Raw genomic sequence first — 11,651 nt, 5'->3', positions numbered from 1 at the left:
CGACCACAACCGGCACCCCGCACCGCAACCCACTAAGGCGTGCCTGTTAAATGCGAGCCCAGACCAGCACTGCGGCGAGAACTGCGGCCGAGCGGTAGACGATCGCGAGCTTGTCGAACCTCGGTGATCCCGCGGGCCTTGAGCACCGCTCAGATCGCGCGGGAGGAGTAGGCATTGTCCCCGAGCAGCATGGTCGGGGTCGTGCGTGGGCGGCCTGCTCCGGTCCTGGGAACTCGCAGGTCGCCCAGCAGCAACGGCAGGGACTGGCCGTCATGCGCCTGCCCGGGCGTCACGAGGACGGCCAGCGGTCGACACTGACCGTCCACGGCGTGACTGGAGGGCAGCAAAGGTCGGATGCAGTCCCACTGCCGGTCGGTCAGCCGGACGTGACGAGGCATCAGGATCAGACCGCAGAGGTGCTGTGCACCCGGCCCGGCAGCCCGGCCGTGTGCTCAGTCGATCGTCTTGATCACCCGGGCGGGCACCCCTGCGACCACGCTGCCGGCAGGAACATCACGAGTGACCACCGCACCGGCAGCGACCACCGCACCGGCACCGATGGTCACTCCCTGCGTGATCACGACAGCCGTCCCGATCCAGACGTCGTCCTCGATGACGATCGGGGCGAAAGAGAGGTACTCGCGGCGCTCGGCCAAGGGCAGCGGATGGCCTCCGGTGATGAGGCTGACCTTCGGGGCGATCATGACCCCGTTGCCGATCCGGATGCCTCCCTTGTCCATGAAGGTGCATCCCTGGTTGACGAAGACGTTCTCCCCGAACGTCGTGTTCAGACCGCACTCGGTAAAGAACGGCGGGTAGATCATCACCGACTCCGGGAGCGGGCCGCCGAACACAACAGAGAGTAGTTCCGCACGGCCTTCGTTGTCGCTGAACGGAAGCACGTTCAGTCGAGACGTCGCATCGGTCACCTCCACGATCCGTTCCACATGACGCGCGAACTCAGGCGTCTGGACATACATGACCTGCTCTGTGCGGGTAGACATGCACTGATCCCACCACCGCGCAGAACACTCGATCAAACAACTCTGCACCACACCAGACACAACCATCAGTTGTGAAAGTAGGGTGGAAGCGTGGATGTTGAAGCGCTGCGGACGTTCCTGACCGTCGCCGAGGCCGGCCAGTTCCAGGCTGCGGCCGACGAGCTGGGGGATCAGCCGACAGGCCGTCTCCAAGCGGATCGCGGCCCTGGAGAGGCACATCGAGGTCGCGCTCCTGGCACGGACCGTCCAGGCTCCCGGCTGAGCCTGGACGGACAGGTCTTCCTGCCCCCCGCCAAGAAGATCCTGGCGGCCATCGAGCAGGCCGAGCAGGCCGTACGCCCCGGCAGCCGCCCCTTGCGCGTCGATGTCCTCAACCCCGCACGACGTGTGGGCGCCGGACTGGGTCGACCGCTGACCAGACGACCGAATTAACAGACACGCCCTAGGGCGTGTCTGACAAATGATCACCTGGTTGGTTCGCGAAGCCAGAGGACCAGCGAGGCCAGGACGACTCCAGCGCGGTAACGGGTGGCGAGCTTGTCGAACCTGGTGGCGATCGCACGGAACTGCTTGAGATGGGCGAAGCATCGTTCGACCACGTTGCGGTCGCGGTAGATCTCCTTGTTGAAGGCGGGTGGGCGGCCGCCGAGGCTGCCGCGTCGGCGGCGGTTGGGGACCTGGTCGCGGCGTTCGGGAATCGTGGCAGCGATGCCCCGGCGCCGCAGCAGGTGGCGGATCGCTCGGCTGGAATAGGCATTGTCGCCCAACACCCGCGTCGGCGCCGTGCGTGGGCGGCCCGTGGTGATGCGTGGGATGCGGATCTCGTCGAGGACCTGAGTGAACGCGGTGGCGTCGTGGGCATTGCCGGGCGTGAGCACGATCGACAAGGGCAGGCCCCGGCCATCGACGGCGAGGTGGACCTTGGTGGTCAGTCCGCCGCGGGAGCGGCCGAGGGCCTGGCGCGCCTGTGAGTGGCCCGGATCTTCCAATTTGTCCCTGCCTGCGGCCCCCTTTTGCGTGCGCCGTTAGCGTGCTGATGGGCCCGGTTGATCGTGGAGTCGACGGCGACGGTCCACTCCACCCGGCCCACCGCGTCGTCACGGACCTGGACGTGCTCCAGCAGCCTTGCCCAGGTGCCGTCCGCCTCCCAGCGGGCGAACCGCTCGTAGACGGTCTGCCATGGCCCGTACCGCTCGGGCAGGTCGCGCCAAGGAGCCCCGGTCCGCAGCCGCCACAGCACACCATTAACCACCTGCCGATGATCACGCCATGGACGGCCACGCCCGTCCGTCTGCGGCAACATGGGCTCAATCCGCTCCCACACCACGTCCGCCACCTCACCTCGACCTGTCACAAGATCAATTATCAGACCGGCTATAGAGTCCTGCCTGTGGCGAATCATCAGGACGAGACCAGGGCGGCCTACGACGGAGTCGTCGAGCTGTACGCATCGCTATTCGCAGACCGGCTGGAGACACAGCCGTTCGCCCGGGCCATGATCGGCACCTTCGCAGAACTGGTGCGCGCGACGGGCAACCTGCGGGCAGCTGACGTCGGGTGCGGGCCCGGACATCTGACGGCCATGCTGCACGAACTGGGCTTGGACGCCTTCGGACTTGACCTCTCCCCCGGCATGGTCGACCACGCCAGGCAGGCCCATCCGGCGCTCCGCTTCCAGGAGGCGCGGATGGAGTCCCTGCCGATCGAGGACGGCGTGCTCGGCGGCGTACTGGCCCACTACTCGATGATCCACACCCCTGCGGGGGAACTGCCGGAGCTGCTCGCCGAGCAGGTACGCGTCCTGGCGCCGGGTGGCCTGCTCCTGGTCTCCTTCTTCGGGACCGACGGGCCTGAGCCGGTCCGGTTCGACCACAAGGTGGCGCCTGCCTATAGCTGGCCGGCGGACCGCCTCGCCGAACTGCTGGCTGATGCCGGGCTCGTTCCCTTCGCCCGGCTGCTCCATGATCCGGCCTCCGAACGGGGCTTCCTCGACGCCCACCTGCTGGCTCGCCGTTCGTAGGTCCTGCCCTGCAATACCCGCCGGACGGTCGGCGCACCTCCGGTAACTGCTGGCTCGGCGGACGCTCACTGATCCGACGGGAATTGTCAGACAGGCCCTAGTGCTCTGACCGCATAAGTTCGCGGGGTTGGTGGTCGTGGCGGTTGGATCTGCGGTGGTGCAAGGACGACCACCAACCGCACCGGCACCGACGGGCCATCAATTTTCGCCGAGAGCCCCGGATTCATGGCCCCAGAGCGCAGACGGGAGCTCCCATGTCCGAACGGCCGGAATAGGAAGCCCCGCGCATTCCCATGACCGCCGGGGAGATCGAGGCGGCCCACGTGGTCGCGCCCCCAAGCTCAACGGCCAGGTCACGCTGCGGGAGTACGACCCGCGGTGGCCCGCGGTCTTCGAGCGGGAAGCCGTCCGCATACGTGAGCACCTCGGCCATGCGGCCACAGCACTAGCCGCGCGGCCACGCGGAGTTCACCCGGAGCTCGATGCTGCCGGACGCCGCCCCCGCCCCCAGGGCGGCGGCCACCCGGGCCCACACCACCCGGCCTGTGCCCGACCCGACGAACGACAGGGCCGGGCCGCCGCCCTGCAGGTACTCGTGCCAGACGGTCGCATCCCGGGGGCAACGCGCCCAGCCAGTACACGGCCTGACGAGCCATCAGGACTGATCCAGAGCCCGATCGATCGCACGCCGGGCCCGGCCCGCAGCCGCCCGGTCCCGCTGAAGCTGCATAGCCGCGTTCAACGCCAACCCAGCAGCCACAATCTCGAACAACGCCTGATCGACGTCGAACCCGGCAGGCAGCTCACCGTTCTCCACCGCCACGGCCAAATCCGCCCGCAGCTGCTCCCGCCAACGCGACCACACCTCAGCCACCGCATCACGGACCCGGCCGGGACGGCCGTCGTACTCACTGAGCGCCGCAGTCATCAGGCAGCCGCCCGGCAGCAACGGCGCCTCCAGATAGCCCACAGAGTTCGCACACACCGCCCGTAGCCGCCGCAGCCCCGGCGGCTCGGCCAGTGCGGGCTCGACCACCCGGTGCCAGAAGTCCACGAACGCCTTGTCCAGCGTGGAGATCTGCAGCGTCTCCTTGGTGCCGAAGTGCTTGTGCACCCCGGACTTGCTCATTTCCAGTTCCTCGGCGAGCCGGCCGATGGTGATGCCGTCCAGCCCTTCCTCGGAGGCGATCTCGGCGGCACGGCCGAGGATCCGGCCCCTGGTGGCCTGCGCTTCGGCCGCTGAGCGACGTGGTGACATACGACGAGAATAGCGTACGCGCGTTCGCTATTGATTTAGCGAACGCACGTGCGCTAACTTCCGTGGCAATCAGCGGGACGAAGGAGTACGAGATGCGGGTACGACGACTGGGCTGGGCCGGACTTGAGATCGAGGCAGACGGCGAGCGACTGGTGATCGACTACGTGCAAGACCTCTCACCGCTGTTCACCGGGTGGAAGCCCGGCGAGCATCTGACGGCGCCCAGCGGAAAGGCCACCGCCGCACTGGTCACCCACCTGCACCGGGACCACACCGACGCGTCCGCACTCGCGGACGCGCTGACACCCGGGGCACCGGTGCTGCGACCGGCGCCCGGTCACGGCGACGACGTGGACAACGTCACGACACTGTCGGCCGAGCGCGAGCTCGCCCTGCACCGGCTGGCTGCCGAGGTCGTGGATGCCTGGTCCAGCCGCGACATCGGGCCCTTCCGCGTCACCGCGGTCCCCTCCGTCGACGGTCTTGGCGACCCGCAGCTGAACTGGGTGGTGCAGGCCGACGGGCAGCGGGTCTTCCACGGCGGCGACACGATGTTCCACGGCTACTGGTGGCTCATAGCGCGCCGGTTCAACCCCTTCGACGCGGTGTTCCTGCCCGCCAACGGCCCGGTGGTCGACGCGCCGCACCTGCAGCCGCCCAGCCCGCTGCCCGCCGCGATGGACCCCAGGCAGGCCGCCGCGGCCGCGGAGATCCTGGGCGCCCGGTACGCGGTGCCGATGCACTACGAGGCGGAACAGCCGGACAAGATCGCGGGCTACGTCGAAGTCTCCGACCCGGAGACCGAGTTCCGCACCCACGCCGGACGCCGCGCCCACGTACTGGCCGTCGGGGAATGGCTGGACCTCGCCCAGCCCCGCGCTGATACGCGGCTGATACACAGCTGAGCCCCTGCAGAAGCACCACTTCGCCACAGCGGAAACCGGCATCGCACAAGGTGGCCCCAGTGCGTCGACGCGGCGCACCGGCCCCGCCTGCCTCACCGATCTCACCGGTCTCATCTCACCGGTCTCACCGAAGGTGGTCACGATGCTCCCCGCCCCCGCCCACCGGAAGCGGCGCCGCCGCACCGTGCTCATCGCGCTCGCGGCCTCGACCGCGGCCATGGCGACCATGACGGTCGGCCCTCTTGGCTGGGCCGGCACGCAGAACGGCCACACGCCGAACGGCACCACGCCCGACGACGAACAGCCCTCCGCCGGCGCCAGGAGCGCCGGGGACCGGCTGTTGCCGTACCTGGGCAACGGCGGCTACGACGTGCGCTCGTACGACGTCGGCTACACCTACCGGCCCGGCACCACGAAGATGGACTCGTCCGTACGGATCCACGCCACCGCCACCCAGGCCCTGTCCCGGTTCAGCCTCGACGCGGCGGTGGACGAGATCAGGACGGTGACCGTCCAGGGCCAACCGGCCCGCTTCACCGTCGACAAGAAGGGAGAGAAGCTGGACGTCACGCCGCGGCAGGCACTCGACAAGGGCCGGCCGTTCGACGTGAACATCGCCTACCGCGTCGACAGGAGCGACAACCGGGCCCGCCCGGGCGACCCGACGAGCCCGGCACCGCGCCTGACTCCGTGGGTGAACAAGAAGGACGGCTTCGTGCTCTTCGGCCAGCCGGACCGGTCGCACATGTTCTTCCCCGCCAACGACTACCCCGTCGACAGGGCCCGCTTCACCTTCCGCATCACCGCGCCGAAGGACCTGCAGGCCGTGGGCATCGGCACGCAGCGCTCACGCACCACGAAGGGCGACGACGCCACCACCGTCTTCACCACTCGCGACGAGATCCCCACGCATGTCGTGCAGGCCGGCGTCGGGCACTACAAGGAGATCCGGGACCGCGGCCCGCGCGGGATGCCGTTGCGCAGCTACATCACCGCCGACGCGTACGAAGCCGCCAAGCCCCTGGTGAACGCCATACCCGGCCAAATGGCCTGGATGGAGAAGGAGTTCGGCCGGGAGTTCCCGCTGGAGACCTACGGTGTGCTGGGAGTGGCCGACGGCTACCTGGGCGTGGCCCTGGAGACGGCGACCTTGTCCACCTTCGCCGTCGAGGGCCTCCAGGGGGAGCCGGACCTGCGCGAGCCGACCATGGTCCACGAGATGGTGCACCAGTACTTCGGCGACGAGCTCAGCGTGGCGAACTGGGACACCAACTGGATCAGCGAGGGGCACGCCGAGTACTACCAGCTGCGCTACAACGTGCACAAAGGCTGGCGCGACTGGGACACCGTGCTGAAGTTGCGCTACGAGTTCGACCCCGAGGGGCGCGCCGCGTCCGGGCCCCCGAACCGGCCCAAGGAGGCGATCGACGCGCTGGTCGGAGGCAACAACGCCGGCGTACTGATGCTCGCCGGGCTGCGCCACCAGGTCGGCGACGCCACCTTCAAGAAGATCGAGGGGACCTTCTTCGACCGGTACCGGGGCAAGGCCGCCGACACCCAGGACTACATCGACGTGGCGAACGAGGTCAGCGGTCGCGACTTCACCTCGTACATCACCAGCTGGCTGTACGACGAGAAGACCCCGCCCATGCCGGGCCACCCCGACTGGGTGGCGCCGGAGCCCCCGAAGGACTCATGACGGCATGATGGAGGCCCCGCCACCCCCTCGAACAGGCCGGAGACGATGTCCCACGCAGCCCCAGCCGTCGGTCCCGGCGCTTCCACTCCCGCGCCCGTCACGATTCTCCTCGTGGAGGACGACGAGGTGATCCGCAGGTCGGTCGCGATGGCCCTGGAGCGCTACGGCTACCACGTCATCGCGGCCGGTGACGGCCTGACCGGACTGGAACTGTTCCGGGAGGGACGGCACGACCTGCTGCTCCTCGATGTGATGCTGCCGGGGCTCGACGGCATCGGACTGTGCCGCCGGATCCGGGAGACCGGCACGGACCCGATCCTGATGATGTCGGCACGCGGCGACGCGCTGGACGTCGTCTCCGGCCTGGAGGCGGGCGCCGACGACTATGTGGTCAAGCCGGTCGACACGGCCGTGCTGGTGGCCCGGATCCGTTCACTGCTGCGGCGGGCCACTTTCACGCCGACCGCCGCGGGCACGGGCGGCCGAGCTGACCAGGCGGGCTCCCCGGGCCGCCTCGACCAGTCCGGCCAGCACATTCAGTCCGGTGAGTCCGGCCAAGGCCAGCAGCATGCCCGGCTCGTCTTCGGGGAGCTGGCCATCGACACCGGTGGTCTGGAGGTGTCCCTGTCCGGAGAGCCGGTCGCGCTGGCCCCCACCGAGCTGCGACTGCTTCTTGAGTTCGCCGCGAACCCCGGCATCGTCCTGGACCGGCAGACCCTGCTGCGCAACGTGTGGGACTACGGCTGGGACGGCGACACCCGCGTCGTCGACCTGTGCGTCCAGCGGCTGCGGAAGAAGATCGGAGCCGAGCGGATCGAGACGGTCCGCGGCTTCGGCTACAAACTGCGGCGCTGACATGGGCACCGTACGATCCCTGCTCCATTGGCGCTCGCTGCGCTGGAAGATCGCCCTCCTCGTGGCCGTCGCGTGCGGCGCCATCGCGCTGACCGTCGGCCTGCTGGTGCACCGCAGCACGTACGAGCGGTCCGTGAACGACGGTGCCGCCAGGGCGTTCTCCGTCCTGGACACCGCCCTCGGCTCGACGAATCCCGACGACGCGAGCGGTCTCGTCCACGACCCCGCGCAGATGCCGCCGGAGCTGGTGCGGGAGGCGCGGGCCCACGGGGAGGCCCACGTCTTCGACGAGAGCAACCAGTACCGGCCGGAGATGTGGGCCTCGCGGAAGCTGCCCGACGGCCAACTGGTGGCGGTCTCCGTCGACATGACTCCCGACCAGCTCAGCCGCGCCGCGCTGGACCGGCACATGTGGAAGTACTCCCTGCTCGTCCTGGCCGTCGTCGTGCCTCTCTCGGCTCTAGCCGCCGAACTGCCCAACCGGAGGCTGCGGCGAGTGGCGCGGACCGCCCGGCGGATCGAGACGGGCGACCTGGACGCCAGGACAAGGATGCGCGGCCGGACGGGCGACGAGGTCGCCGAGATCTCGGTCACCGTCGACTCCATGGCCGACAGCCTGCGGGACCGGCTGCTGAGCGAACAGCGTTTCACCGCCGACGTCGCGCACGAGTTGCGTACGCCGCTCATGGGTCTGGTCACCTCCGCCGAACTGCTCCCGGAGAGCGAGGCCACCGACCTGGTCAGGGACCGGGTACAAGTCCTGCGTACTCTGGTCGAGGATCTGCTGGAGATCTCCCGGCTGGACGCGGGCGTGGAACACGCCGAGCCGCGCCCCGTCGTCCTCGCCGAGGTGGTCCGGGAGTCACTCGCCCGCACGGGCCTGGACGCGCGGCTCACCGTCAACAACGCGCCCGCCGCGGCCGAGACCGACCCGCGCCGACTCGACCGGATCCTCGCCAACCTGGTCATCAATGCCCACCGGCACGGCAGTGGGCCGGTGGAGGTCACCATCGAGGGGACGACGGTCGTCGTCCGCGACCACGGCCCCGGCTTCCCGGACAGCCTTCTGGCGGAAGGGCCGCAGCGCTTCCGCACCGGCACTGCGGAACGCGGCCGTGGCCACGGCCTGGGGCTGACCGTGGCGTCGGGTCAGGCGCGTGTCATCGGCGCGTCGCTGGGCTTCTCCAACGCCGCCGGCGGCGGAGCCGTCGCCACGCTCCGGCTGCCTTCGACTGACGCGACGCATACGTGACGGGACGCCGCGGACATGCGGCGGAACACGTGACAGGTACGCGTGACACGACATGCGCCAGGACGCGCTACAGAGCTGATACACGACGGATGACCGGCCGCGCGGTGCCGGATCCACGGCAACGAGTTGGCGGAGATCTCCCCCGGCCAGGGTGGTCGACGTGCGAACGCCGCACGTCAACCACTTTGGAAGTGCCGCCCCATGTGCCTTGTACGTGTTCCTGGCCTGCGTGGTCCCCGCCAGGTGAAACCGGCCCTCCTCGCCGCCGGTGCCGTGGTCCTGATCATCGCGGCCGTTCTCGGCGCCTCGCTCCTGCCCCCTTCCGGCGCCGGCTCCGGGCCGTCCACCGCGGGGTCGGTGAACTCGTCCGCCCGGTCGCTGCCCTGGCCGCGGGAGGGGCAGACGAGCGTTCTGGTCGAGGGCCTCGGCGCCCGCGGTGAGCTGGGCACGAAGGGCACACAGACACCGGTGCCCATCGCCAGTGTCACGAAGGTCATGACGGCGTACGTCATCCTCCGCGCCCACCCCCTGCGGGCGGGCGAAAGCGGCCCCGACATCACCGTGGACCAGCAGGCCGCCGCCGAGTCCGTGTCCAGCGTGGAGTCGAGCGTGCCCGTCAGGGAGGGGCAGCGGCTGAGCGAACGGCGGCTGCTCGAACTCCTGCTGATCCCCTCCGGGAACAACATCGCGCGCCTGCTGGCCCGTTGGGACGCGGGCTCGCAGGAGGCGTTCGCCAAGAAGATGAACCGGGCCGCCCGCGCACTGGGCATGCGCCGCACCACCTACACCAGCGCCAGCGGCCTCGCGCCCACGACCACCAGCACATCCGCGGACCAGCTGAAGCTGGCACGGCAGGTCATGCGGGATGAGGTGTTCCGGTCCATCGTCGCAATGCCCAGCACCACCGCCCCGGACCGGCCGGGCCGGATCTCCAACTCCAACGCGCTCCTCGGCACGGCCGGCGTGATCGGCGTCAAGACCGGCTCCAGCACCCCGGCGGGCGGCAACCTGATGTGGGCGGCCACCGCGCCCGACGGCAGCGGGCGTGACCGGCTGGTCCTCGGAGTCGTGCTCCGTCAAGCGGCGGGCACCAGCCCCCAGCAGGGCCTCCAGGCTGCCTTCGCCCACAGCAGCGCGCTGATCAAGGGTGTGCGGCAGTGGCTGAAGACCACCGAAGCCGGGACGCGGTGAGGTGGCGGTGGCAACGACGCGCACCCCTCCCGTACCACCGCCGCACTCTCCCGCGCCCGTACCCGAATCCGTACCCGAGCCCGGCACCGGCACCGACTCTCGCTCTGGCACCGGCACCGGCACCGGCACCGGCGTCTGGCGACGCGGCCGAATCGTCGCCGCCCTCGCACTGCCCGCCGCTCTGGTGATGCTCGCCCACGCTCACCTCCCCAACCGGGTCGGCCACCTCGGCAGCCTCGTCGAGACCTTCCTGCCCTGGACGGGCCTGGCGGTGCCGCTCCTGCTGCTGTGCGCGCTGGTCCGCCGATCGGCGACGGCCGCCGTGGCCGTCCTGTTGCCCGCGGTCACCTGGTGCTCGCTGTTCGGCGGGATGCTCGTCGACAAGCGGGCCGGCGGCGGGGACCTGACCGTCGTGACGCACAACGTCAACGAGCACAACCCGCGTCCGGCGCGCACGGCGCGCGCCCTCGCCGCCTCCGGCGCCGATGTGGTGGCCCTCGAAGAGCTGGGCGGCACGGGGATACCGGAGTACGTCAGGACGCTCGCCCACGTCTACCCGTACCACTCGGTGCAGGGCACCGTCGGCCTGTGGAGCAAATACCCGATTGCCGATGCCCGACCGGTCGACATATCGCCCTGGGTACGCGCCATGCGCGCCACGGTCCGCACCCCGAAGGGTCCGGTCGCCGTCTCCGTCGCCCACCTGATGTCGGTCCGCTTCACCGCCTCGTCCGGTTTCACCACCGGCGACCGTGACGCTGCGGCGCGTCGCCTCGGCGCCGCTCTGGGTGCCGAGACGCTCCCCCGCACGGTGCTCATGGGTGACTTCAACGGCACCTTCGAGGACCGGGCGCTGTCCGCCGTCACTTCGCGGTTGCGCTCGGCCCAGGCCGAGGCGGGCGCCGGGTTCGGCTTCACCTGGCCCGCCTCGTTGCCTGTGGCGAGGATCGACCAGATCCTGGTACGCGGCGTGGATCCGCGCTCGTCCTGGACGCTGCCCGCCACCGACAGCGACCACCTGCCGGTGGCGGCGACGCTGAAGCTGTGAGCCCCGGAGTCCGCTGGGAAGCTGTGAGTCCCTGATCAGGCTGAGGACTTCGGCTGTGACTCCGCGCTCTGGGTGCGCAGTCGCTCGTTGATGCGCTGGGCTTCTTCGAGCTGGTCTTCGAGGATGACGATCCGGCAGGCCGCCTCGATGGGAACCCCTTGGTCGACAAGCTCCCGAGCGCGAGCGGCGATACGCAACTGGTAACGGGAGTAGCGGCGATGGCCGCCTTCGGATCGCAGAGGCGTGATGAGGCGGTGTTCGCCCAGGGCACGGAGGAAGGCGGGGGTGGCGCCGAGCATCTCGGCGGCCCGGCCCATGGTGTAGGCGGGGTAGTCGTCATCGTCGAGAGGGGCGACGGGGCGGGCACTGCGAGGGGGCATAGACCTCTTCTTTCGGGGGACGCGTCGGGGGGCCCGGCT

Annotated in this window: 11 protein-coding genes and 1 pseudogene; 7 read left to right on the top strand and 5 right to left on the bottom strand. The window is 69.8% G+C overall.

From position 1 onward, the window contains the following. Positions 1 to 46: 46 nt before the first annotated feature. From STRAU_RS43610 to STRAU_RS40180, 3 genes and pseudogenes are all read right to left on the bottom strand, one after another. Positions 47 to 332, bottom strand: a pseudogene (locus STRAU_RS43610) (IS5 family transposase); the annotation flags it as partial. 120 nt (positions 333 to 452) lie between these two features. After that, positions 453 to 980, bottom strand: coding sequence for a DapH/DapD/GlmU-related protein (locus tag STRAU_RS13970; protein ID WP_106967915.1), 528 nt, complete (start codon positions 978 to 980; stop codon positions 453 to 455). A gap of 488 nt (positions 981 to 1,468) precedes the next feature. Next, positions 1,469 to 2,406, bottom strand: a protein-coding gene (locus STRAU_RS40180; RefSeq protein WP_158692070.1) for an IS5 family transposase whose coding sequence is annotated in 2 segments (ribosomal slippage) — positions 1,469 to 2,001 and positions 2,001 to 2,406 — 939 coding nt in all. Because the reading frame shifts where the segments join, the coding sequence is not laid out codon by codon here. On the opposite strand from STRAU_RS40180, the gene STRAU_RS13955 reads away from it, so the two are divergent. Next, entirely contained in the window at positions 2,395 to 3,024 is a 630-nt protein-coding gene (locus STRAU_RS13955) for a class I SAM-dependent methyltransferase (protein WP_016640957.1), read from the top strand. The genes STRAU_RS40180 and STRAU_RS13955 overlap by 12 nt on opposite strands. 655 nt (positions 3,025 to 3,679) lie before the next feature. On the opposite strand, the gene STRAU_RS13950 is transcribed toward STRAU_RS13955, so the two are convergent. Beyond that, on the bottom strand, positions 3,680 to 4,282 hold the full coding sequence (locus tag STRAU_RS13950) for a TetR/AcrR family transcriptional regulator (RefSeq protein WP_016640954.1): 603 nt from the start codon (positions 4,280 to 4,282) through the stop codon (positions 3,680 to 3,682). Positions 4,283 to 4,374: 92 nt separating this feature from the next. Between STRAU_RS13950 and STRAU_RS13945 the strand changes: the two genes are divergently transcribed. The 6 genes from STRAU_RS13945 (at position 4,375) to STRAU_RS13920 (ending at position 11,232) form a co-directional block, all read left to right on the top strand. Further along, positions 4,375 to 5,187 carry an MBL fold metallo-hydrolase gene (locus tag STRAU_RS13945; RefSeq protein ID WP_037659296.1) on the top strand — a complete coding sequence of 271 codons (813 nt, stop codon included), beginning with the start codon at positions 4,375 to 4,377 and terminating at the stop codon, positions 5,185 to 5,187. 142 nt (positions 5,188 to 5,329) lie between these two features. After that, positions 5,330 to 6,886 (top strand): M1 family metallopeptidase, encoded by a 1,557-nt coding sequence (locus STRAU_RS13940; RefSeq protein WP_037659295.1) that lies wholly within the window; start codon positions 5,330 to 5,332, stop codon positions 6,884 to 6,886. A 45-nt stretch (positions 6,887 to 6,931) separates the two neighbouring features. After that, entirely contained in the window at positions 6,932 to 7,741 is an 810-nt protein-coding gene (locus STRAU_RS13935; RefSeq protein WP_052029079.1) for a response regulator transcription factor, read from the top strand. Position 7,742: 1 nt separating this feature from the next. After that, a complete protein-coding gene (locus STRAU_RS13930; RefSeq protein WP_016640950.1) occupies positions 7,743 to 8,993 on the top strand; it encodes a sensor histidine kinase in 1,251 nt (416 codons plus the stop codon). 201 nt (positions 8,994 to 9,194) lie between these two features. Beyond that, positions 9,195 to 10,184, top strand: a complete 990-nt coding sequence (locus STRAU_RS13925) for a D-alanyl-D-alanine carboxypeptidase family protein (protein ID WP_078621198.1) — start codon at positions 9,195 to 9,197, stop codon at positions 10,182 to 10,184. A gap of 187 nt (positions 10,185 to 10,371) precedes the next feature. Beyond that, complete coding sequence (locus tag STRAU_RS13920) at positions 10,372 to 11,232, top strand: endonuclease/exonuclease/phosphatase family protein (RefSeq protein WP_037659298.1); 861 nt, start codon at positions 10,372 to 10,374, stop codon at positions 11,230 to 11,232. A 35-nt stretch (positions 11,233 to 11,267) separates the two neighbouring features. On the opposite strand, the gene STRAU_RS13915 is transcribed toward STRAU_RS13920, so the two are convergent. Continuing rightward, positions 11,268 to 11,612 (bottom strand): MerR family transcriptional regulator, encoded by a 345-nt coding sequence (locus tag STRAU_RS13915; protein WP_037659294.1) that lies wholly within the window; start codon positions 11,610 to 11,612, stop codon positions 11,268 to 11,270. Positions 11,613 to 11,651 lie beyond the last annotated feature (39 nt).

Origin of the sequence: Streptomyces aurantiacus JA 4570 (assembly GCF_000414115.1) — a bacterium.
GTDB classification, from domain to species: Bacteria; Actinomycetota; Actinomycetes; order Streptomycetales; family Streptomycetaceae; genus Streptomyces; species Streptomyces aurantiacus_A.
The sequence above is the reverse complement of the archived record's forward strand: the minus strand, read 5'-3'. Positions and strand labels throughout refer to the sequence as shown.

Coding starts and splice junctions, on each gene's coding strand:
- STRAU_RS13970 (WP_106967915.1), bottom strand. CDS start 980: ATGTATGTCCAGACGCCTGAGTTCGCGCGTCATGTGGAACGGATCGTG.
- STRAU_RS13930 (WP_016640950.1), top strand. CDS start 7,743: ATGGGCACCGTACGATCCCTGCTCCATTGGCGCTCGCTGCGCTGGAAG.
- STRAU_RS13940 (WP_037659295.1), top strand. CDS start 5,330: ATGCTCCCCGCCCCCGCCCACCGGAAGCGGCGCCGCCGCACCGTGCTC.
- STRAU_RS13945 (WP_037659296.1), top strand. CDS start 4,375: ATGCGGGTACGACGACTGGGCTGGGCCGGACTTGAGATCGAGGCAGAC.
- STRAU_RS13920 (WP_037659298.1), top strand. CDS start 10,372: ATGCTCGCCCACGCTCACCTCCCCAACCGGGTCGGCCACCTCGGCAGC.
- STRAU_RS13950 (WP_016640954.1), bottom strand. CDS start 4,282: ATGTCACCACGTCGCTCAGCGGCCGAAGCGCAGGCCACCAGGGGCCGG.
- STRAU_RS13935 (WP_052029079.1), top strand. CDS start 6,932: ATGTCCCACGCAGCCCCAGCCGTCGGTCCCGGCGCTTCCACTCCCGCG.
- STRAU_RS13925 (WP_078621198.1), top strand. CDS start 9,195: ATGTGCCTTGTACGTGTTCCTGGCCTGCGTGGTCCCCGCCAGGTGAAA.
- STRAU_RS13915 (WP_037659294.1), bottom strand. CDS start 11,612: ATGCCCCCTCGCAGTGCCCGCCCCGTCGCCCCTCTCGACGATGACGAC.